Annotated in this window: 21 protein-coding genes; 6 read left to right on the top strand and 15 right to left on the bottom strand. The window is 70.2% G+C overall.

Annotation, left to right across the window (positions count from 1 at the left end; all coding sequences use genetic code 11):
* Positions 1-4: 4 nt before the first annotated feature.
* From FHR82_RS19550 to FHR82_RS19585, 8 genes are all read right to left on the bottom strand, one after another.
* The gene (locus FHR82_RS19550; protein ID WP_184811899.1) at positions 5-1,411 is read right to left on the bottom strand and encodes an L-fucose/L-arabinose isomerase family protein; all 1,407 of its coding nucleotides are present in this window, start codon (positions 1,409-1,411) and stop codon (positions 5-7) included.
* A 12-nt stretch (positions 1,412-1,423) separates the two neighbouring features.
* Entirely contained in the window at positions 1,424-2,788 is a 1,365-nt protein-coding gene (locus tag FHR82_RS19555; RefSeq protein ID WP_184811900.1) for a BNR repeat-containing protein, read from the bottom strand.
* 1 nt (position 2,789) lies between these two features.
* Entirely contained in the window at positions 2,790-3,956 is a 1,167-nt protein-coding gene (rhaI, locus tag FHR82_RS19560; RefSeq protein WP_184811901.1) for an L-rhamnose isomerase, read from the bottom strand.
* Positions 3,957-3,964: 8 nt separating this feature from the next.
* Positions 3,965-4,285 (bottom strand): L-rhamnose mutarotase, encoded by a 321-nt coding sequence (locus FHR82_RS19565; RefSeq protein WP_184811902.1) that lies wholly within the window; start codon positions 4,283-4,285, stop codon positions 3,965-3,967.
* A gap of 112 nt (positions 4,286-4,397) precedes the next feature.
* Positions 4,398-5,471 (bottom strand): rhamnose ABC transporter substrate-binding protein, encoded by a 1,074-nt coding sequence (rhaS, locus tag FHR82_RS19570; protein ID WP_184811903.1) that lies wholly within the window; start codon positions 5,469-5,471, stop codon positions 4,398-4,400.
* Positions 5,380-6,381, bottom strand: a complete 1,002-nt coding sequence (locus tag FHR82_RS19575) for an ABC transporter permease (protein ID WP_311771171.1) — start codon at positions 6,379-6,381, stop codon at positions 5,380-5,382. Before FHR82_RS19575 ends, rhaS begins: the two co-directional genes overlap by 92 nt.
* 22 nt (positions 6,382-6,403) lie before the next feature.
* Positions 6,404-7,414, bottom strand: a complete 1,011-nt coding sequence (locus FHR82_RS19580) for an ABC transporter permease (protein ID WP_311771172.1) — start codon at positions 7,412-7,414, stop codon at positions 6,404-6,406.
* A 154-nt stretch (positions 7,415-7,568) separates the two neighbouring features.
* Entirely contained in the window at positions 7,569-9,080 is a 1,512-nt protein-coding gene (locus FHR82_RS19585; RefSeq protein ID WP_184811905.1) for a sugar ABC transporter ATP-binding protein, read from the bottom strand.
* 118 nt (positions 9,081-9,198) lie between these two features.
* Here FHR82_RS19585 and FHR82_RS19590 point away from each other — a divergent pair, with 118 nt between their 5' ends.
* Positions 9,199-10,320 carry a cytochrome P450 gene (locus tag FHR82_RS19590; protein ID WP_184811906.1) on the top strand — a complete coding sequence of 374 codons (1,122 nt, stop codon included), beginning with the start codon at positions 9,199-9,201 and terminating at the stop codon, positions 10,318-10,320.
* Between the two features lies 1 nt (position 10,321).
* On the opposite strand, the gene FHR82_RS19595 is transcribed toward FHR82_RS19590, so the two are convergent.
* From FHR82_RS19595 to FHR82_RS19605, 3 genes are all read right to left on the bottom strand, one after another.
* Positions 10,322-10,798, bottom strand: coding sequence for an SgcJ/EcaC family oxidoreductase (locus FHR82_RS19595; protein ID WP_184811907.1), 477 nt, complete (start codon positions 10,796-10,798; stop codon positions 10,322-10,324).
* A gap of 67 nt (positions 10,799-10,865) precedes the next feature.
* Complete coding sequence (locus FHR82_RS19600) at positions 10,866-11,348, bottom strand: anthrone oxygenase family protein (protein ID WP_184811908.1); 483 nt, start codon at positions 11,346-11,348, stop codon at positions 10,866-10,868.
* Between the two features lie 266 nt (positions 11,349-11,614).
* Positions 11,615-12,325: a FadR/GntR family transcriptional regulator gene (locus tag FHR82_RS19605; protein WP_184811909.1), complete on the bottom strand. Its 711-nt coding sequence runs from the start codon at positions 12,323-12,325 to the stop codon at positions 11,615-11,617.
* 159 nt (positions 12,326-12,484) lie between these two features.
* On the opposite strand from FHR82_RS19605, the gene FHR82_RS19610 reads away from it, so the two are divergent.
* From FHR82_RS19610 to FHR82_RS19625, 4 genes are all read left to right on the top strand, one after another.
* Entirely contained in the window at positions 12,485-13,945 is a 1,461-nt protein-coding gene (locus FHR82_RS19610; RefSeq protein WP_184811910.1) for an SLC13 family permease, read from the top strand.
* A gap of 7 nt (positions 13,946-13,952) precedes the next feature.
* Positions 13,953-15,380 (top strand): acyl-CoA synthetase, encoded by a 1,428-nt coding sequence (locus FHR82_RS19615; protein WP_184811911.1) that lies wholly within the window; start codon positions 13,953-13,955, stop codon positions 15,378-15,380.
* Positions 15,381-15,901: 521 nt separating this feature from the next.
* Entirely contained in the window at positions 15,902-17,218 is a 1,317-nt protein-coding gene (locus FHR82_RS19620; protein ID WP_311771173.1) for a carboxyl transferase domain-containing protein, read from the top strand.
* Between the two features lie 44 nt (positions 17,219-17,262).
* Positions 17,263-17,829 carry a DoxX family protein gene (locus FHR82_RS19625; protein WP_192772880.1) on the top strand — a complete coding sequence of 189 codons (567 nt, stop codon included), beginning with the start codon at positions 17,263-17,265 and terminating at the stop codon, positions 17,827-17,829.
* A 42-nt stretch (positions 17,830-17,871) separates the two neighbouring features.
* Here FHR82_RS19625 and FHR82_RS19630 read toward each other — a convergent pair whose 3' ends face one another.
* Positions 17,872-18,405, bottom strand: a complete 534-nt coding sequence (locus FHR82_RS19630) for a GNAT family N-acetyltransferase (protein WP_184811914.1) — start codon at positions 18,403-18,405, stop codon at positions 17,872-17,874.
* Positions 18,406-18,436: 31 nt separating this feature from the next.
* Here FHR82_RS19630 and FHR82_RS19635 point away from each other — a divergent pair, with 31 nt between their 5' ends.
* The gene (locus tag FHR82_RS19635) at positions 18,437-19,534 is read left to right on the top strand and encodes an MBL fold metallo-hydrolase (RefSeq protein WP_311771174.1); all 1,098 of its coding nucleotides are present in this window, start codon (positions 18,437-18,439) and stop codon (positions 19,532-19,534) included.
* On the opposite strand, the gene FHR82_RS19640 is transcribed toward FHR82_RS19635, so the two are convergent.
* From FHR82_RS19640 to FHR82_RS19650, 3 genes are read right to left on the bottom strand one after another with little or no spacing between them, the layout of a single operon-like run.
* Entirely contained in the window at positions 19,474-20,058 is a 585-nt protein-coding gene (locus FHR82_RS19640; RefSeq protein WP_184811915.1) for a hypothetical protein, read from the bottom strand. The two genes, FHR82_RS19635 and FHR82_RS19640, sit on opposite strands and share 61 nt — an antisense overlap.
* Positions 20,055-20,210, bottom strand: a complete 156-nt coding sequence (locus FHR82_RS19645) for a DUF397 domain-containing protein (RefSeq protein WP_184811916.1) — start codon at positions 20,208-20,210, stop codon at positions 20,055-20,057. Before FHR82_RS19645 ends, FHR82_RS19640 begins: the two co-directional genes overlap by 4 nt.
* Complete coding sequence (locus tag FHR82_RS19650; protein WP_184811917.1) at positions 20,207-21,076, bottom strand: helix-turn-helix domain-containing protein; 870 nt, start codon at positions 21,074-21,076, stop codon at positions 20,207-20,209. Before FHR82_RS19650 ends, FHR82_RS19645 begins: the two co-directional genes overlap by 4 nt.
* Positions 21,077-21,229 lie beyond the last annotated feature (153 nt).

The raw sequence follows: 21,229 nt of genomic DNA on the forward strand, positions 1-21,229 counted from the left end.
GGCCTCACGTTACCGTGATCAGCTCCACGCCGAGGAGGCTCGCGACGGCCTTCAGCTCCGCCACCCGGTGCCCGGTGCCGAGCGCCCAGTGGTGGCCGACACCGCTCGCGGACCAGTCGTCGGTCCACTCGCCGGGGTCGCGCCCGAAGTCGACGCGGCTCGTCGTGTTGCCGATCCTCATGTGCGGCCCGTCGGCGACCACGCCCTCGGCCGCGACCAGCGTGTACCGGCCGTCGCGGGTCTGGCCGACCCCCAGCAGCGTCACCGGCCCGGTGGCCACGTCGAACTCGACCGACACACCCCAGCCGCGCTTGCCGTGGAACACGCCGAGCCCGCGCAGCAGCGGCTTCTTCGCCGAGATCGCCAGGTGGGCTGGTCCGTCGTGGCCCATCTCCACGTGCCCTCGGGTGAAGTCGAGCGCCTGGAACTCGGTGAACGACCCGCCCGCGCCGAGCACGTCCATGATCAGCATGGCGAGGCTCGTGCGCAGCTCGTACTCACCGGCCGCGGGCACGCCACGCGCGGTCAGCATGCTCGCGCCGAGGATCATGCCCGCGCCGAGCCGTTCGTGCTGCTCGCCGTTCAGGCCGCGGTGGTAGTAGGCGATGCTGTCGAGGTCGAAGTCGGCCACGAGCCGGTCCAGGCCGACGGACACCTTGGCGCCCCAGGCGAAGTCCTCCTGGTCGACCGACTCGGTCACCTCGAAGATCTCACTCGCCTCGGCGACCCGATCGTCCACTTCGGACTCGGTGACACCTTCGACGCGCACCCGGAGGTCGTCGAACTCCAGCACCTCGACGTGCCCGCCGAAGTGCGCGTTGACCATCGCGAGGTCGGTCGACACGTCGTACATGCCGGGGTAGAGGTGGCCCATGAGCCCGTGCCTGCCGTGCCGCAGCGCCTTCCGCACGCCGGCGGCGCGGATCCACGCGCCGATCCTCGCCCAGGCCCGCTCGTCGCGCAGGTAGCCGGACACGCTGCGGAAGTCGATGCCCGCGCGGGTGAACGCGTTGGCCATCTCCGGCAGCGGGCAGGCGCCGCAGTAGGCGAGCCACTGCCCGGTGTCGAAGGTGGCGTGGTCCATGGACTCGGTTGGCTGCAGGTTGATCAGCAGCACCGGCGCGCCACTGCGCTGCGCCACCGGCATCAGCATGGTCGCGGTCAGGTAGGTGGTGAGGAACCCGACGATCAGGTCGCAGCCCGACTCCCGCAGCTTCTCGGCCGCCTTGGCGCCTTCCCGCTCGTCGGAGATGAACCCGACGTCGACGATCTCGGCGTCGTAGCCCTTGATGCGCTCACTGACGTACCGCGACGACTCCCGCAGCGTCGGCAGGAGATCAGGGAACTGCGGCCAGTACGCGCCGAGCCCGCCCGCGATGAGGCCGATCCTCGGCCGCCTCTTCTCGGTCATTCCTGTCCCTCCTCAGCCGATCCGGAAGTCCGCGACACGGATCGGCGACGGCGTGGTGCCGGTCGAACGTTGCTGGTACAGCACGGAAAGCACACCGCCGGCGAGGTCGACGTTCACCTCGCCGAACACGTTCATGCCCGGCCGGTCGAACAGCACGGTCCAGTCCGTCCAGCCACTCGCCCTGGACGCGGCCACGATCCGACCGTACGGCATCACCAGGTACAGGTTGTCGTCTCCGTCGAACACGATCCGGGTACGACCCGTGGCGTTCGGCGGGATCGGCACCTCGTGCTTGGTCCACGTGCCGTTCGCGTTCTTGGTCAGGTGGAACGTGCGGGCCCACCGCGTCCGGTCGGCGGCGTAGCTGGTGACGCACTGGGTGAACCGGCCGGGCACGTAGCTGATGACCACGTGCGGGGTGCCGGCCGAGTCGACGGCCTGGCTCTCCTGGTTCATCAGGCCGTGGTTGGGGTCGAGGGGGTCGACGACGAGGCTCTGGTCGACGGCCACCGGGGTGGTGACGCTCGTGCCGTTGTCGCGGCGCCAGGTCCGGCCCTGGTCGTCGCTGTAGACGTACCCCGTGTCGTGGTTGGTGAGGCCGCCGGGGTTGCACAGCACGCCCGCGTTGCCCTCGCGCCAGGTGAACGCCGCGTGCAGGCGCCCGCCGGGGCCGTACGTGAGGCCGTGCAGGTACATGTTGCGGGTGGTGCTGACGACGCCGTTCGGGCCGGTCCACGACCCGGTCGCCGAGGTCCACCTGCCGAGCTTGCGCCAGGTCCCGTCGTACTCGGCCAGCTCGAGGGTGCCGTTGCCGGAGCCGCCGGTGCGGAAGCTCAGCTGGAGCTTGCGGTCGGGCGTGACCACGAACCGGGGGTAGCTGATGCCACCGAGGTCGACGCCGTCGAGGGTGCGCTGGACCGGGCCGAAGTCGTTGATCGACCACTGTGGACGGTCGATGAGCCCCGCGGCCGACTTCACGTAGAACACCGGCGTGTTGTGGGTGTCCATCGCGACGTGCAGGCGGCCGTCGCGGGGCGAGACGCCCAGCGAGATCACGTTGTGCGAGTCGTTCGCCGACAGCTTGTGGGGGAGCACGACCTTCTGCCACGTCGTGCTTCCGGTGCGGCGGCGGGCCACGACCGCGCTCCGGTCGGCGGTGTACCAGGCCGCGTACTGGAAGGCGCCGTGCGTGAGGATCGGGTCCTGTGCGAACGACTCGTTGTTGACCAGGCCGTCGTAGGACACGAAGTACAGCGCGGCCGGGTCGAGCTGGGTGTCCCGCAGGAAGCGCACCGCGGGATCCGCGACCGGTTCAGCAGCTACCACAGTGGACCCGGCCATCAGCAGGGTCGCGAGCAGGACACCCAGTCGCTTCATCTCATGCTCCCCATCCCGCCGCGGCGCCGCCCTTGCGCGCGTCGCGGATCGTCTCGAAGTGCCCGGACCGCCGGTACGCGGCGATCGGGTCCGGGTCGATGCCCATGTCCTCGCGCAGCTCGGCGAGCAGCGGCCGCACGTCGGTGGCGAACGCGTCGGTCAGCGCGGCGTTCGCCGTCAGCACGTCCCCGGTCTGCTGCGCCGCGCGGAGCGCGTCCTGGTCGACGAGCAGCGCCTTGGCCGTCGCCTCCTGGACGTTCAGGACCGACCGGATCAGCGCCGGGATCTTCGGTTCGATGTTGTGGCACTGGTCGAGCATGAACGCGACACCCGCGCTCGCGTCGAGCCCGCCGCCCAGCACGATCTCCACCATGATCCGGAACAGCTGGTACGGGTCCGCCGCGCCGACCATCAGGTCGTCGTCGGCGTAGAACCGCGAGTTGAAGTGGAACCCGCCGAGCTTGTCGCGGTGCAACAGGAAGGAGACGATGAACTCGATGTTCGTGCCCGGCGCGTGGTGCCCGGTGTCGACGAGCACCTTCGCGCGTTCGCCGAGGTCGACGCAGTGCGCGTAGCTGGTGCCCCAGTCCGGCACGTCCATCGTGTAGAACGCGGGCTCGAACAGCTTGTACTCCAGCAACATCCGCTGGTCGCCGGTGAGCCGGTCGTTCACAGTGGACAGTGCGTCGGACAGGCGCTCCTGCCGGGCGCGGATCGAGTCCTGGCCGGGGTAGTTGGTCCCGTCGGCGAACCACAGCGACAGGTCCCGCGACCCGGTCACGTTCATGATCTCGACGCACTCGAGGAGGTGGTCGAGCGCCTTGCGCCGCACCGCCTCGTCCGGGTTGCAGACGCTGCCGAGCCGGTAGTCGTCCTCCTGGAACACGTTCGGGTTGATCGCCCCCAGCCCGACGCCTCGCTCCTTCGCGTGCTTGGCGAGGTCGCCGTAGTCGTCGACCCGGTCCCAGGGGATGTGCAACGCGACGGTCGGCGCGACGCCGGTGAACCGGTGCACGGTGGCCGCGTCGTCGACCTTCTCGTACGCGTCGCGCGGCACCCCCTCCTGCGCGAACACCTTGAAGCGGGTACCGGAGTTGCCGTACGCCCACGAGGGCGTCTCGATGTGCTGGGCACGGAGCGCCGCCTTGACGGCTGACTGGTCGATCATCGGTTCTCCTAGTCGAGGTGGAAGACCTCGGTGAGCGGCGTGATGCCTTCGTCGGGCGCAGAGTCGTCGAGCCCTTCGAAGAACGGCGCCATCTCGGTCTGCCACCGGGTGTTCACATCGCGCGCCGCCATCCCGGCGAGCGCCGCGTCGAGGTCGTCGGTCTCGAAGTACCCGACGAGCAACCCGTCCGGCCGGAGGAACAACGAGTAGTTCCGCCAGCCGGTCTCCCGCAGCGCCGCCAGCATGTCCGGCCACACCTCGGCATGCCGTCTGCGGTACTCATCGGCCCGGTCGGCCTTCACCTTGAGCAGAAAGCACACACGCCGCATCAGCTCACCCCGCCCCTGGCCGCGATGAAGGACCCCTTCGTCACGCCCAGCGTGACGAAGGACCCCTTCATCGCAACGGCACCGTTCGACGTGCCCAGGGCACCTGCCGCCATCAGAAGTCGAAGTCGTCGATGTTGTCGGCGTTGAAGTTGGTCGGCGGGCCGAGGATGATCTCACCGTCCTTGCCGATCTCGTACTCGCCGAGCTTGCCTGCCTCGAACTTCTCGCCTTCCTTGCCGCTGATCTTCCCCGACGCGAGCGACGCGGCCGCGTACCCGGCCAGGTAGCCCAGCTCGATCGGGTTCCACAGCGCGAACTCGGTCACGGTGCCGTCCTTGACGAACTGCCGCATCTGGTTCGGGGTGCCGAGGCCGGTCAGCTTGACCTTGCCCTTGTACGGCGAGGAGGAGATGTACCGCGCGGCCGCGGAGATGCCCACGGTGGTCGGCGAGATGATGCCCTTCAGGTCCGGGATGGACTGGAGCAGACCCTGCGCCTCCTGGAACGACTTCTGGTCGTCGTCGTCCCCGTAGGCGATCTTGACCAGCTCGATCTTCGAGTACTCCGGCTTGGTCAGCTCGTCCTTCATGAACTTGATCCAGGTGTTCTGGTTCGTCGCGTTCGGGGTGGCCGACAGGATCGCGATCTTGCCTTCGCCGCCGATCTGGTCGGACATCAGCTTCACCTGCGACCGGCCGATCTCCTCGGAGTCGGCCTGGTTGACGAAGATCTGCCGCGCGTCGGGGGCGGCGTCCGAGTCGTAGGTGACGACCGCGATGCCCTTGCTCATCGCGTCCTTCAGCGCGGGCGCGACCGCGTTCGGGTCGTTCGCCGCGATGACGATCGCGTCCTGGCGCTGCTGGATCAGCGTGTTGATGTAGGACACCTGCGAGGACGCGGACGCGTCGGACGGGCCGACCTCCTTGCCCTCGCCCTTCAACTCCTCGACCGCGTCGATGCCGCCCTCGTCGACGAGCACCTCGTACGGGTTGTCGATCTCCTTGGGCAGGAAGGCGATCTGCAGGCCTTCCTTGATCTCGGCGTTCGGGTCCGCCTCGCGTGCGGTACCGCCGCCGCCGTCCCCCTGGGCCTCCTCAGACCCCTTGGTGGTCCCGCCGCAGCTCGCCACCAGGGTCAGCGCCAGTCCGGCGCTCAGCGTCTGCAACAGACGGTTCGAGCGGAGCATCTTTGGTCCTCCTCGGTTTGAACACGACCGGGACGAGCACGGAGAGGATCAGTAGCAGTCCCGTGATGACGTTCTGGATCTCGTTGCTGACATCGTCGAGGAACAACACGTTGCGCAGGCCCGCCATGGCCAGGAGCGCGGTCGCGACCCCGAGCACGGTGCCGCGGCCACCGAAGATCGACACCCCGCCGAGCAGTACCGCGGCGACCGCGACCAGCTCCATGCCGTTGGCGTTGTCGGCGCGGGCGCTGTTGTAGCGGAGCGTGTAGATCAGCGACGCGACCGCCGCCAGCCCGCCGGACAGCAGGAAGAGCGAGAACTTGATACGGTCGACGCGGATGCCGGAGAACCGCGTGGTCTGCGCACCGAGACCGATCGCGTACAGCGACCGCCCGGTGGTGGTCTTGTGCACGAGCACCGCGACCGCCGCGCCGACGAACAACACCAGCACGGTCGCGTACGGCACGAAGGTGCCCGCGATCGAGTCCGTCGCGAGTGGACGGTAGTTCTCCGGGAACCCGGTCACCGCGCGGTCACCGAGCAGCACGTACGCCAGGCCGCGGTACAGGCCGAGCGTGCCGATCGTGACCGCGAGCGAGGGCAGCCCGAACCGCACCACCAGCACCGCGTTGACCGACCCGAGCGCCACCCCGGCGAGGATCACGAGCGGCACGATCGTCTCGAACCCGATCCCCGCGTCCCACAGCGTGCCGGTCAGCGCGGAGCAGAACCCGAGCGTGGACGCGACGGACAGGTCGATCTCGCCGGTCAGCACGATCGGCAGCAGCGCGAACGCGAGCAGCGCGACCTCGCTGTAGTCCAGCAGCAGGAAGGCGATGTTGCTCTGCTCGCCGAACCCGTCGCTCGCCGACCCGACCGCGAACACCCCGACACAGAGGACGAGGAGCACGGTCTCCCACCGTAGGAACCTGTCAAGCACGGCGCACCGCCCTCTCGGCCCGTAGTCGTTCCGCGAGTCGCACCATGAACGCCCGGTCGAGCGAGATGGCCACCAGCAGCGCCGCACCGTCGACCGCCCGCTGCCAGAACGCCGGCACGCCGAGGATCGGCAGCGCGCTGGTGATCGTGGTCAGCAGCAGCGCGCCGAGCACCGCGCCGAGCACGGTCCCGCTGCCGCCGAAGATCGCGACGCCGCCGACCACGACCGCCGCGACCACGGCCAGCTCCCGGCCGGTGCCGACGGAGGCGTTGATGGTGCCGAAGTACGCGGCGTGCATGACCCCGCCGAGCCCGACCAGCCCGCCGGAGATGACGAACGCGGAGAACACCCGCCGCCCGGTCGGGATGCCGGCGAGGCGCGCGGCGTCCGGGTTGGACCCGATGGCGTACAGCTCGCGGCCCGCGCGGAAGTTGTGCAGTGCGTACGCGGTGAGGCCGAGGACGACCAGCGTGATCAGCGTGAGGTTCGGGATGCCGAGCAGTGAGCCGCTGCCGAGGTCCAGGAAGCCCTGCGGCATCTGGTAGGCGTTGATCTGGGTGGTGTCCGTGGCCGACGCCCACGCGTAGTCGATGCCGCGGAACACGTACAGCGTGCCGAGCGTGACCACGAGCGCGGGCACCTTGGCGATCGCGACGAGTGCGCCGTTGATCGCCCCGCACACCGCGCCGAGCCCGATCCCGGCCAGCACGACCACGATGACCGGCAGGTCCTTGTCCACGAGGAACAGCTGCCCGGACAGGTAGGCCGTGAGGCCCATGACGGAGCCGACGGACAGGTCGATGTTGCGCGTGATGACGAGCAGCGCCTGCCCGATCGCCAGCAGCCCGATGATCGACGCGTTGAGGAACAGGTCGTGGATGCCCTGCCCGGACAGGAAACTGGGCCGCGCGATGGTGGCGGCGACGACCACGGCGACGAGCGCGACGACGATGCCCAGCTCACGCCCGGCAAAGGCGGACTCCCGCGACGACGGCTTGATCACGCCCCACCTCCGGCGACGCCGTGCCGTGAAAGGCGCGCTGACGGCACAGCGGGTGCCGGGAAAGGCGCTTTCACGGCACTCGACGACTGCAACGCGCCATTCACGGCACTGGACCTGCCGTCAACGCGCCTTTCACGGCAACGCCGCCGTCCGGTCATGAGGCGCCTCCCGTCGCGGCCTGCAGCACCGACTCCTCCGTGGCGTCTTCTTTGGACAGCTCCTCGGTCAGCCTGCCCTCGTGCATCACCAGCACCCGGTCGGCCATGCCCAGTACCTCCGGCAGCTCGGAGGAGATCATCAGCACCGCGATCCCGGACGCCGCCAGCTCCGCCAGCAGCGCGTGCACCTCGACCTTCGCGCCGATGTCGATCCCGCGCGTCGGCTCGTCCACGATGAGCACGCCCGGCTCGGTCGCGAGCCACTTGCCCAGCACGACCTTCTGCTGGTTCCCGCCGGACAGCGTGGCGACGGGGTCGGTCAGCCGCCGTCGCTTCACCCCGAGCCGGTCGGCCCACTTCGCGGCGAGTGACCGCTCCTTCGCCCGGCTGACCAGGCCCCACCGGGACACCGCGCCCAGCCGGGGCAGCGTCGCGTTCCGCTCGATCGACAGGTCCAGGATCAGCCCCTGCTCACGCCGGTCCTCCGGCACCATCGCGACCCCGGCGCGGATCGCGGCCCTCGGGTCACCGAGCGGCAGGCGTTCGCCGTCCACGAGGACCTGCCCGGCGTCGAGCGGGTCGACCCCGAAGATCGCGCGGGCGACCTCGGAGCGACCCGACCCGACCAGCCCGGCGAGCCCCACGATCTCGCCGCGCCGCACCGAGAACGAGACGTCCGCGAACACCCCGGCCCGCGTCAGCCCGGCCACGACCAGTGCCTCGGCACCCGCTTCCCCGGTCTGTTCCGGGTAGAGCTGCTCGACCGACCGGCCGACCATGCTGCGCACCAGCGTGTCCCGGTCGATGTCGGCCATGGGGGAGCTGGTCACGAGCGCCCCGTCCCGCAGGACGGTCACCCGATGGCAGATCTCGTACATCTCCTCGAGGCGGTGGGAGATGAACAGCAGCGCCGCGCCGTTCTCGGCCAGCCGCTTCGCCACCCGGAACAGCCGCTCGGTCTCCACAGTGGACAGCGCGGCCGTCGGCTCGTCCATCACGATGATCCGCGCCTCCGCCGACAGCGCCTTGCCGATCTCGATGATCTGCTGGTCCGCGATCGACAGCCCGCGCGTGACCCGCCACGGGTCGATCGGCACGCCGAGCGACTCGAACAGCTCGGCGGCCTTCGCGTTCATGCTCGCCCGGTCGATCCGCCGGAACGACCGCACCGGCTGGCGGCCCATGAACACGTTCTCCGCGACCGTGAGGTCCGGGAACTGGGTCGGTTCCTGGTGGATCACCGCGATGCCGTGCCGCTGCGCGTCGCGCGGGCCGGAGAACCCCACGGGTGCGTCGTCGACCAGCACCACGCCGGAGTCGGGCCGGTGCTCACCGCCGATCACCCGCACCACCGTGGACTTGCCGGCTCCGTTCTCGCCCGCGAGTCCGTGGACCTCCCCAGGGTGCAGTGCCAGGGAAACTCCCCGCAACGCGTGCACCGCGGCGAATGACTTGTGGACATCGCGCAGCTCAAGCAGCGGGGGCACCTTCGCCGTCAACGCGCTCACCGCCTGCACGGGTCATGAAACGTTTCAGGCAACGTAGCCGAGTGCCGGTGAACGGGTCAAGACCCCGGAATCGCCACGTTCCAGACCGTGCCCCACAGGTGTGCTTAGACTCGGCCGGGTGACCACCCTCGACGAGCTGACCGCCGACCCGCACCCGGTGCTCGCGCGGCTGCGCGCCGCGACGCCGGTGGCGTGGGTGCCGGTGCTCGACGGCTGGCTCGTGACCGGGTACGGCCTGGCGCAGCAGGTGATGCGCGACGCCGCGACGTTCACTGTGGACGACCCGCGGTTCTCGACCGCGACGGTCGTCGGCCCGAGCATGCTCTCCCTCGACGGCGCCGTGCACGCCCGCCACCGCGACCCGTTCGTGCCGCCGTTCCGCCCGGCGCCGGTGCGGGATCGTTACGCGGCGTTCGTCGCCAAGTCGACGGCGGGCCTGATCGACGCGCTCCTGCCTCGTGGCGCGGCCGAGCTGCGCGCGGACTTCGCGGGTCCGCTCGCGCTGTCGGTCGTCGCGGACGCCCTCGGCCTGACCGGCGTCGACGCTTCCGCGGTCCGCACGTGGTACGCGGCGCTGGTGGCCTCGGTGTCGGCCGTGACCGCGGGATCGCCGCCGACGCCGGAAGGCGCTGCCGCGTTCCGCGAGCTGGGGGAGCACGTGCACCGCACGATCGCCGACCCGTCGTCGGACTCGCTGCTGACGGGCATCGACCTGGAGCAGGACGAGATCGTGGCGAACGCGGCCGTGCTGATGTTCGGCGGCATCGACACGACCGAGAGCATGATCGCGAACCTGGTGCTGCACCTGCTGTCGCACCCGGACGCGCTCGCCGCCGTGCGCGCCGACCGCACCCTGCTGCCCAACGCGATCGAGGAGTCGCTGCGGTTCGAGCCCGCCGCGTCGGTGGTGGACCGCTACGCGACCCGCGACGTGACCATCGCCGGCGCCGACATCGCGCGCGGCGACCTGGTCCGCGTGTCGATCGCGGGCGCCAACCGCGACCCGGCGGTGTTCGCGGCACCGGACACGTTCGACGTCCACCGCCCCAACGCCCGGGTGAACCTGGCCTTCGCGCTGGGCCCGCACTTCTGCCTCGGCGCCCGGCTCGCCCGCGTGGAGGCGGAGATCGCGATGACGGCGCTGCTGGACCGCATGCCGCGGCTGCGGCTGGCGGAGCCGGTCACCCCGTCCGGTCTGGTGTTCCGCAAACCGCCGACGTTGCCGGTCCGCTGGGACTGAGTCACCAGGGCAGGGCCACGACCCTGGTGTTCTGGAACGACTCCTGCAGCCACCGGCCGTGGCGCTTCACCATCACGTTGGTGTTCCTGGACAGCGAGTCCGGCCTGCACTCCGTCGACGGCGGCACGAGCTGGCACCCGGTGCGCACGATGACCGCGAGGTTCGGCCCGGCGAAGCGGACGTGCTCGTCGATGGTGTGCAGCCGGGTGTGGTCGATGTAGGTGTCGAAGTAGTACTGCATGCCCTCGGCGATCCCCTCCCGGGTCCGCAGGTGGTCGCCGTTGAAGGTGACCACGTCCGCGTCGGCGGTGAACGTCGCGGCGAACGCGGCACCGTCCTCCCGGTACCACGCGTCGGCCTGCTGGTCGCGGATCCGCGCGAACGCGTCGTGGGCGTTCTCGGACCGGGCCTGCGTGGGCAGGGACGCGGTCGTGGTGGCGGCGACGGCGGCGGCGAGAGCGATCAGGATCGTGCGCATGACGGCACGGTATGGCGACGGCTACCGCGTGGTCGTCGTCCTGGGGTTGCGTTCCGGGGCGGGCTCCCTACCACTCCGGGAGGTACATGCCGATGCCGCACAGCACCAGCGCGACCATGCTCGACACCGTGCGCACGGTGTTCCACCGCCGCCAGCGCGGGGAGAAGTCGGCCCACCGCTGCGCGAAGTCAGGCGTCGTGCTGTCCTCCAGCGCGTTGTTCATCGGCACGTTGATCCTGCCGGTGATGACCAGGCACCCGAGGAGGTAGACGACCGCGGCGGCGAAGAACAGCAGCGCGGGCGTCGTCTCGTCCAGGCCGAGCAACAGGAATCCCGTCGCGGCGGACGTGACCACCGGCCCGATGAACGTCGCGAGGAACCGCGGGTTGATGATCGCGACGTTCATGCTCCGCATCGCCGCGACGGCTCGCTCGGGGTCGATCCGGTCCAGCCCGGGCACGATCGAGTTGGAGTACGTGAAGAAGACGCCGTACACCGCGCCGAGCAGGACGAGGTTCACGGACGCGACGACGAGGGTCAGGACCACCATGGCCCGTCACGCTAGCGGTCCGGAACGTCCCGGGACACGGCTTTTGGACGCCAGGGCTGGTTCCGTGGACGACCGGTGCCCATGCGGCCGGCATGGCGGCGCGGAACAGCACCTGCTGGTCGCCGTCGACCCAGGTGATGCCCTGCGTGATCGCCCGGATCCGCCGGCGGCAGGCACCGCGTTCGAACCGGAGGCCCTACGTCTCCGCCGGCCGTCCACAGTGGAGAAACATGCGGGTTGGTGAGCCGGTGCACGCCGGTCAAGGCTCAGGCGTCGTCCTCGCTCGGGTTCCAGTTGAGGAGCCGGACCTTGCTGACGGTCTGGACGTGCCGTCGCATGGCCGCGGCCGCCGCCTTCTGGTCGCTCTGCCGGATGGCCTCGGCGATCTTGTGGTGCTGGGTGAGGGAACGCGGCGGCCTGCCCGGCTGCCGCAGCGACTCGACCCGGCTCTCGGCGATCTGCGTGGCGATCGACCGCATGAACTCGGCGAGCAGCCCGCTGCGTGCCGCCGCGGTGACGGCCTCGTGGAACCGCCGGTCGCCTTCCACGCCGTCCTCGCCGCGCTTGATCTCGGCGCTCATGTAGGCGAGCGCGTCGTCGATCGCGTCGAGGTCGGCCTTGGTCCGGCGCTGGGCGGCCAGTTCGGCGAGCTTGGTCTCGAGTGCCTCACGGGCCTCGAGCACCTCGGGCAGCCTGCGCCGCCGCTCGACCAGCTCCTCGACGGGCTCGGCCTCGAGCTTGCCGGACGTCAGGTACGCGCCGCCGCCGTGCCGGATGTCGAGCAGCCCCTGGGCCTCCAGGACCACGAGCGCCTGCTTGACGGACGCGCGGCTCACCCCGAGCCGCTCGGCGAGGTCCCGTTCGGAGGGCAGCCGGTCACCCGCGCCGAGTCCCTGCTCGGCGACGTGCGCGCGGATGCGCTCGAGCACCTGCTCGTAGAGCTTGGACCGGGTCATCCGGCCGAGGGCGTCGGTCACGTGACAACGGTACCGGCCGCAAAGTGGCTGAGCCACTAGCCCACTTTCCTCTTGACATCCCGCCGGACCGCGCCGCAAAGTGGCTCATCCACTAGTCCACTCATCCACTGAGCCACTAGTCCACTAGTCCACTCCGCTCCGACGTCAAGGAGGACGCTCGTGTCCGCGGAACTGATCTCGATCATCGCCCTGGTGGCGATCTTCGTACTGGCCACGACGTTGTCGGTGAACATGGGCGCGCTGGCGTTCGCGGGTGCGTTCCTCGTCGGCACGCTGGCGGGCGGCCTGGACGCGGACGGCATCTTCGCCGGCTTCCCGGGCGACATCTTCGTGGTGCTGGTAGGCGTGACCTACCTGTTCGCGATAGCCAGGGCCAACGGCACGACGGACTGGCTGGTCGCGGCGGCGGTCAGACTGGTCGGCGGCCGCATCGCACTGATCCCGTGGGTGATGTTCGTGGTGACGGGCACGCTGACGGCCATCGGCGCGGTGAGCCCGGCGGCGTGCGCCATCGTCGCCCCGATAGCCCTGGGCTTCGCCGCGAAGTACAACATCAGCCCACTGCTGATGGGCGCCATGGTCGTACACGGCGCCCAGGGTGGCGGCTTCTCCCCGATCAGCGTCTACGGCACGATCGTCAACGGCATCGTCGAACGCAACGACCTGCCCGGCAGCCCGGTGGTCCTGTTCCTGGCCAGCCTGGCGATGAACACGGCCGTGGCGGCCATCCTGTTCGTCCTGCTGGGCGGCACAAAGCTGAGCAGAACCCGAGAACTGGCGGTCTCCGGCCCACCCGCCACCGAACCCGGCGCCCCGGACTCGCCTGCCGCCGCCTCTGGTTCGCCCGTCGCCCCGGCCGCCGTCGACTCGGCGAGTGCGCAGGCCGCCGATTCCGGCTCGTCCGCTCCGGCAGCCGGCTCCGGCTCGTCCGCTCCGGTCGCCGCGGCCTCGTCCACCGCCGGTGCTTCCTCCTCCGCGCCGGTCGCGACGACCACCATGACCCTCGACCCCGAGGCCGTCCGCCTCGACGTGCCCAAGGCCGCCACCCTGCTCGGCCTCGTCGTGCTCGTGGTGTCCACCCTCGTCTTCGACCTCGACGCCGGGCTGAGCGCGATCACGGTCGCCGTCGTGCTGTCCGTGCTCTGGCCTGCCAGCAGCCGCAAGGCGGTCGGCGAGATCACGTGGCCGACCGTGCTGCTGATCTGCGGCGTGCTCACGTACGTGGCGGTGCTCCAGGAGATCGGCACCATCACCTACGTCGGCAACGTCGTCGGCGACGTCGGCATCCCACTCCTCGCGGCCCTCCTGCTCTGCTACATCGGCGGCATCGTGTCCGCGTTCGCGTCGTCGGTCGGGCTCATGGGTGCGCTGATCCCACTGGCCGTGCCGTTCCTGTCGCAGGGCACCATCGGTGCCGTGGGCATGATCGCGGCACTGGCGGTGGCGGCGACGATGGTGGACGTGAGTCCGTTCTCGACCAACGGCGCGTTGGTACTGGCCAACGCCAAGGACGTGGACCGCGACCGGTTCTTCAAGCAGTTGCTCACGTACGGCGCGATAGTGGTGGCGGTGGCGCCACTCGTGGCGTGGCTCGTGTTCGTCGTTCCCGGGTGGGGCTAGGAGAGACATGTTTCCGGACTTGGTGACCAGCAACGACCGCGTGGCGTTGCGATTCGGCGTGGATGCGCTTACCTACCGTGAGCTGGCGCAGCTGGCGGCCGAGCTGGCGGACGACCTCCGCGGCAGGACCCGGGTCGCGGTGTGGGCGACGAACACGATGGACACGTGCGTCGCGGTCGTCGGCGCGCTGGTGGCGGGTGTCCCGGTGGTGCCGATCAACCCGAAGGTCGGCGAACGCGAGCTGACCCACATCGTCACCGACAGCACCCCGGACCTGCTCCTGGCCGCGGCGGGCGCCGACCTCCCCGACGGCCTGAAAGCGTTGCCACAGCTGACGATCCCGACCCGGCCCGGCGACCGGACCGTGGCACCGGCAGCGGACCTGTCCCCGGAAACCCCGGCGTTCGTCGTCTACACGTCCGGCACCACCGGTCCGCCGAAGGGCGTCGTCCTGCCTCGCCGGGCGGTGACGTCGAACCTGGACGCACTGGCCGAGGTCTGGGAGTGGACCGGCGACGACGTGCTGGTGCACGGGTTGCCGCTCTTCCACGTGCACGGCCTGATCGTCGGCGTCGTCGGCCCGCTGCGCCGCGGCGGCACCCTGCACCACCTGGGCCGCTTCGACTCCAGGAAAGCGGGAGAGGAGCTGGCGGGCGAGGCGACGATGATGTTCGGCGTCCCGACGATGTACCACCGCCTGGCGCAGGACTGCGCGACCGACCCGGCGCTGGCGAAGGCGATCGGTGGCGCCCGCCTGCTGGTGTCGGGCTCGGCGGCCCTCCCGGCCACCGACCACGAACGCCTCGCGGCGACGACCGGCCAGCGCGTCGTCGAGCGCTACGGCATGACCGAGACACTCATGAACTGCAGCGTCCGCGCGTCGGGCGACCGCAGGCCGGGCGCGGTGGGCCTGCCGCTGCCGGGAGTGGAGTTACGCCTGGTGGACGACCAGGGCGACGAGCTGTCCGCACGGGACGGCGAGACGGTCGGCGAGATCGAGGTCAAGGGCGACAACCTGTTCCTCGGCTACCTGAACCGCCCGGAAGCCACGGCCGCGGTACTGCACGACGGCTGGTTCCGCACCGGCGACATGGCGGTCCGCGACGCGGACGGCTACGTGCGGATCGTCGGCCGCCGCGCGACGGACCTCATCAAGAGCGGCGGTTACAAGATCGGCGCGGGCGAGATCGAGAACGCGCTGCTGGACCACCCCGCGGTGGCCGAGGTGGCGGTGACCGGCGAACCGGACGACGACCTGGGTGAACGGATCGTCGCGTGGGTGGTGCCGAACGGCGCGCCCCCGGACCCGGCGGAACTGGCCGACCACGTGGCCCGCCTGCTGGCCCCGCACAAACGCCCGAGGGTGGTCCGCTACCGGGAAAGCCTGCCGCGCAACGACATGGGCAAGATCGTGAAACGAGCCCTGAATGACTGACGGCCCTGGCCTCCGGCCCCCGATCACCAGCCTACGGCAGGCCACCGACATTTCCCGGGCGCTCGACACCGGCCTGTGGACAGGCACCTCAAGATCAACAGGTGGCCGTCGGCCCCCCAACATCCAGCCTAGCGAGCGGCACCGACAGAAACGGGGCTCACCACCGCCCCAATGGACCACTCGTACGAACCCGGAGCACAGACTCCGGAGCGGGCGGCCTGCGGGGAGCGGTTCCGTTCGGCCGGAGGTTCATGGTGATTGACGGGTGCGTGGGTCTCGTCCGTGTGCGGCAGGGGCCGAGGCCGTGCCGTGGTTGCTGTGAAAGGCGCGTTGGCGGCTTCGTTCGTGCCGTGAAAAGGCGCGTTGAGGGCGTCCAGCGCCGGTAACGCGCCTTTTCACGGCACCCGTCGTGCCGGTGACGCGCCTTTCACAGCATCAGGGTCAGACGGATGCGGGGCTGGAGTCCCGGTCGTGCGGGTTGCCGGTCGCGGTTGTTGGCCGGTTGTTCGGTTGGAGGGCTTGTGGTTGACGGTGCGCGGGACGTCCTCGCCAAGGTGGTCGTGGACTTCGTCGAGTTCGGGGGCGATCTTGGTGGCGCGGTGGGGGACGGGCCGCTCGGCTGGGACGGGTACGGCGCCTCCCGCGTGCGAGCCGCCGAACGCACCGGGAGTGACGAGTCCGTCGTCTGTGGCCGGGGGACGGTCGGTGGGCGACCGGTCGTGTGCGTGGCGTTCGAGTTCGGGTTTCTCGGGGGATCGGTGGGTACCGGGGCCGGTGCCAGGGTCGTCGACGCCTTCGCCCGTGCGCGGCGTGCGCGGCTGCCCGTTGTCTCCCTCATCGCCACCGGTGGGACGCGGATGCAGGAAGGGGTGCCCGCCCTCCGGCAGCTCCAGCTCATCGCCCGCGAAGCCGTCCTCCTGCGCGAAAGCGGGCTGCCGCACCTCGCCGTCCTCCGCGATCCCACCACCGGCGGCGTCTGGGCCTCGCTCGGTGCCATGGCCGACGTGGTCGTCGCCGTTCGCGGGGCCCAGGTCGGGTTCGCCGGGCGGCGGGTTCGGGCGCCCGCGGTCGCCCATGACTCCGCCTACACGGCGGAAAGTCAGTACCGCCACGGGTTTGTCGACGAGCTGGTCGACGAGGGTGCGTTGAGTGGACTGGTGGATGAGTGGATGAGCCACTTGGCCACTTCGGATCTTGAGCCCGCGGAGGTGCCCCGGGCACTGGGGGACCTCGAGCCCGCCCCCGACGGGTGGGCCGCCGTTCTGCTCGCTCGCCGGGAGGGGCGGCCCCGTGCTCTCCGCTATCTCGACGACCACTTCGACTCCCGGCGGCCGTTGCGGGGCGGACGCGAACGGGACGGGATGTCGTGCGGGTTCGGGATCAGGAACGGGCGGGCCATCGCGTACGCCGCCCAGGACGGGACCGCCACCACGCCCGCCGGGTTCCGGGCCGCCACGCGGCTGGTGCGGACCGCCGACCGGCTGCGGATTCCCGTGCTGACCCTTGTGGACACACCAGGCGCCGCCGCGGGCCCCGATGCCGAGCGGGACGGGATCGGCCCCGCCATCGCCGAGCTCTTCGGCGCGATCGCCGCCGCTCGGGTACCGGTCACCACCCTCGTGATCGGCGAAGGCGGGTCGGGTGGCGCGCTCGCGCTCTGTTCCCTCGATCGGGTCTGGATCGCTCCCGACGCGTACTTCTCCGTGATCGCGCCCGAGTTGGCCGCCGGGATTCTCAAGCGAGCACCCGAGGACGTGCCGGGGCTCGCGGGCCAGCTCCGCCTGCGGCCCGCCGAACTGCTGGAACTCGGTGTGGTCCACGGGATCGCCCAGGGTTGACGTCACCCCGGGGGAGTACCCGGGGGTGTCGCGCTACCTCCGCGGTGGCTGTTCAGGAGCCGCTCGCCGGGGGACGCGGACAACCAGGCGAACCAGACAACATTTGTGGCGTAACCGAGATTAGGGGGAAGCCACAAATGACCACCACGCAACACGTTCTCGTCGAACCCAAAGAACGTTCCGGCACGCGGGCCGAGGAATTCCTCAACCGGGTTGCCCGGCGATACGGGGCCACCGCGTTACGCGTCACCCTCGCGATCACGTTTCTCTGGTTCGGTGCGCTGAAGGTCACCAACGACACGCCCGTCGGGGATTTCGTCGCGCGCACCGTCGACTGGATTCCCGGTGTTTCCGGCGGCTGGTTCGTGCCGTTCCTCGGGCTGGTCGAGATAGCGCTCGGGGTTGCGCTGCTGTTCGGGCGGGGGCTACGGGTCGTCCTTCCGCTGCTCTTCGCGCACCTTGCCGGGACGTTCCTCGCGCTGGTCACGCAGCCGGATGTCACCTTTCAGGGTGGCAACCCGCTGATGCTGACCACCGAGGGTGAGTTCGTCATCAAGAACCTGATCCTGCTCAGCGCCGTGCTCGTGCTCTACGGGCGGCGGCGTGCCTGACCCGCTGTCGACGGACTGAGCCGGGCGCCGAGCGCGCCCGGCTCAGTCCGTCGAGAGGACCGCCATCGTGCACGCGTTGTGCCACTCGCCGTCCCACCACAGTGCGTCGCGGTGCTCGCCCTCCACCCGGAAGCCGCACTTCTCGTACACGCGGCGGGCGCGTGGGTTGTGCCCGAACACCTCCAGGTGTACGCGGTGCAGGCCCGCGTCCTCGAACGCGTACCGCACCGCCAGGCGCGTCGCCTCCGTGCCGTAGCCCTTCCCGAACGCGTGGGCCGCCAGGACGATCCGGAAGTTCACCGAGCGGTTGTCCTCGTCCAGGTCGTTCAGCACCACCTCGCCGATGAAAGCGCTGTCATCCAGGATCGCCCAGTCGGCGCGGTCGTCCGCCTGCCGCACCGTCGCGAGCCACGTCCGGACCTGCGCCTGCGTGAACGTCTCGTGCGTCCCGGTCAACCGCCGCGACTCCTCGTCCTGCAACATCGCCCACTCGCCGTCGAAGTGCTCCGGCCCCAGCGGGACCAGCCGCACCCGCTCGCCGACGAGCGTCCGCTGTTCCTGAAATGCCTCGATCACACTCTCAGCAAAACACGGGCACTATGAGGATGTGATCAGAGACCTCGTGCGCCGATCGGCGCTGTTGGTGCCGGTCGGCGCGCTCGTGGGCGCCGGCTGGCAGGTGCCGACCGCGATCGGCGGCCGTCCCGCCGGTGAGCGGCTCGCCCGCATGCGGCGCTCGCCGCACTTCCACGACGGCAAGTTCCACAACGACGTCGCCACCATCGTCGCCGGGCAGCCGGGCTCCGGGGCCGTGCGCGACCTCGTCCTCGGCAAGGAGGTGCGCAAGCCGAGGCAGCCGGTGCCGCTCGAGACCGCGCCCGACTTCGCAGGCTTCGACGGCCTGCGCACGTCCTGGCTCGGCCACGCCACCGTGCTGGTCGAGATCGAAGGTAAGCGCATACTCTTCGACCCCGTCTGGAGCGACCGGGTCTCGCCGTCGACGCTGCTGGGGCCCAAGCGCCTGCACCCGGTGCCGTGGGCGCTCGGCGACCTGCCGGACCTGGACGCCGTCGTGATCTCCCACGACCACTACGACCACCTCGACATGATGACGATCCGGCGCCTCGCGGCCCGGCAGCCGTCGCTGCGGTTCATCGTCCCGCTCGGCGTCGGCGCGCACCTCGAACGCTGGCGCGTGTCGCAGGCGAACATCGTCGAGCTGGACTGGGACGAGCGGACCTCCGTCGACCACGTCGAGGTCGTCGCCACCGCGGCGCAGCACTTCTCCGGGCGCCTGCGCCCCGGCGGCAACGGCACGCTGTGGGCGTCCTGGGTGCTCAAGGGCCGCGACCGCCGCGTGTTCTACACCGGCGACTCCGGCTACTTCGACGGCTATCGCCGGATCGGGGACGAATACGGTCCGTTCGATGTCACGTTCATCCAGGTCGGCGCCTACTCCCCGTACTGGCCGGACATCCACATGACACCGGAAGAGGGAGTCGAGACCCACCGGGCCGTGCGCGGGGAGTTGCTCGTGCCGGTGCACTGGGCCACGTTCAACCTCGCCATGCACTCGTGGTCCGAGCCCGTCGAGCGGCTCCTGACCGCGGCGGACGGCCTGCGCGTCGCGGTGCCGAAGCCGGGTCAGGCGCTGGACGTCGACGACGTGCCGTCGCCGGACGGCTGGTGGCGTGCCGTGGCGTGACGCCGCGCGAACAGGATCGTCCCGACGACGAGCAGCGGTGACACGAGCGCCACACCGCTGCTCGCCACGACGAGCACGGTGAGCCCGCCCTCGCGCACGGCCTCGTCGTCGAGCACCCGGACGGGGACCGTGTCGCCGGGCTCGACGTCGAAGGCGAGGTCCACCTCACCCGTCCGGCCGTCCCACCTCGACTCGCACTCGCCGTCGTCCTCGCAGCTCACGACCTGGGCCGCGGTGGGCGTGCCGCGGACGTAGGTCCACGACTCCTCGAGGTAGGCGAACCCGAACACGGCGGCCGTCAGCAACGCGCCGACCCCTGCGTACGCGGCCGAGACCAGGACGAGGCCAGGCTGGTGCTCGACGATGGCGCTCGCCACCGCCACGACGACGAGCACCACCCCGGCCGCCACGGTCGCGAGGATGAACACCCGCCAGCCGGTGACCGCCCACCCGGCCACCGCGACGACGAGCAGCAGTCCGAAGAGGACGGTCAACCAGCCGCGCGCACCGCGAGGTTCACTCACAGCCGACCCTCTTTGATCGCCTGCGCCAGACGGCGGACGTCCCCGCGCAGGGTCGCGGACGTGCTCTTGGAGTCCCGCAACTCGGTGAGCGTGTTCCGCACCTCGACACAACTACCACTGTTGTCGCTGCGGCTCGACTTTCGCCACATCATTGTTTCTCCATTCGTTTGCGCACTTCGGAGATGAACTTCGCGGACGGCTCCGGCGCCAGCGACACGTCCAATACTTGGTCCAGCGCTCGCCGATAGGCGGCGACATCTTGCTCCTCGTGGAGCATGAGATCCGATCGGCGCGTGGCGACGAACACGATGGAGGCGGACATGACCGCCGCCCGCCGGGCGGAGGCGGGCCGGGCAGCGTCGATGAGGACGAAACGGCCGTCCAGCCCTGGGTGCCAGCCGCGGTGGTCGGGCACGATGCGCAGCTCGATGTTCGGGCGGGCGGCCATCTCCAGGAGGTGGTCGAGCTGCCCGAGCATCGTGGCCCGGCCGCCGATGTCCTGGTTCAGCGCGGCATGTCCGAGGAGCACGAGAAGATCGGCGGGCTTCCGCCTGGTGATGGCGTCGGCCCGGCCGAGGCGGGACGCGACTCGCAGGGCGATCTCGTCTTCGGGGACGCCCGCCGCCGTCATGATCCCCCGGATGTAGTCACTCGTCTGGAGGATGCCCGGAATCAGGAGCGGGGCCACCTCCACGATTCGGGACGCTCGGTGTTCCCAGTCGACCAGGGCAGCCAGTTGCTGTCGTTGTTCGGGGAGGCTGATCGCCACCCATTGGGACTCGTTGGTGCCGTAGGCGAGGGTCATGATCTCGTCGTAGCGCTCGCCGTCGACCTCCAGCTTGGTGAGGATCTGGGCGACCTGTTCGGGCTTGGGGGCCCGGTCGCCGGTCTCCCAGCGGGACACCACCCCGATATCCCTCTTGATCATCGCCGCCAGTTCGCGCAGGAGCAGCTCCCTGTCCTCGCGTGCCTGCCGGAGTGCCGCACCGAGGGCTTGGGCCTTCGGAGTCCGGGCCATCGTGAATCTCCGTGGTTGTCGGCCGGTAACAGCATAGCGTCACCGGGCACCGGCAAAAGTCACCCGTTGCGCGTACGCAACCAGGTAGGACCTTTGCCGACTTGTCCATAGCCTGCCAATGCGACAAGGCAAAACTACCAGCGGAAGGACAAG

This window comes from Actinophytocola algeriensis, from assembly GCF_014203735.1.
In the GTDB taxonomy this organism is placed as follows: Bacteria; Actinomycetota; Actinomycetes; order Mycobacteriales; family Pseudonocardiaceae; genus Actinophytocola; species Actinophytocola algeriensis.

Excerpts from the sequence above, each read along its gene's own strand:
- FHR82_RS19550 (WP_184811899.1), bottom strand. The coding sequence starts at position 1,411 with ATGACCGAGAAGAGGCGGCCGAGGATCGGCCTCATCGCGGGCGGGCTC.
- FHR82_RS19555 (WP_184811900.1), bottom strand. The coding sequence starts at position 2,788 with ATGAAGCGACTGGGTGTCCTGCTCGCGACCCTGCTGATGGCCGGGTCC.
- rhaI (WP_184811901.1), bottom strand. The coding sequence starts at position 3,956 with ATGATCGACCAGTCAGCCGTCAAGGCGGCGCTCCGTGCCCAGCACATC.
- FHR82_RS19565 (WP_184811902.1), bottom strand. The coding sequence starts at position 4,285 with ATGCGGCGTGTGTGCTTTCTGCTCAAGGTGAAGGCCGACCGGGCCGAT.
- rhaS (WP_184811903.1), bottom strand. The coding sequence starts at position 5,471 with ATGCTCCGCTCGAACCGTCTGTTGCAGACGCTGAGCGCCGGACTGGCG.
- FHR82_RS19595 (WP_184811907.1), bottom strand. The coding sequence starts at position 10,798 with ATGCGCACGATCCTGATCGCTCTCGCCGCCGCCGTCGCCGCCACCACG.
- FHR82_RS19600 (WP_184811908.1), bottom strand. The coding sequence starts at position 11,348 with ATGGTGGTCCTGACCCTCGTCGTCGCGTCCGTGAACCTCGTCCTGCTC.
- FHR82_RS19615 (WP_184811911.1), top strand. The coding sequence starts at position 13,953 with ATGTTTCCGGACTTGGTGACCAGCAACGACCGCGTGGCGTTGCGATTC.
- FHR82_RS19645 (WP_184811916.1), bottom strand. The coding sequence starts at position 20,210 with ATGATGTGGCGAAAGTCGAGCCGCAGCGACAACAGTGGTAGTTGTGTC.
- FHR82_RS19650 (WP_184811917.1), bottom strand. The coding sequence starts at position 21,076 with ATGGCCCGGACTCCGAAGGCCCAAGCCCTCGGTGCGGCACTCCGGCAG.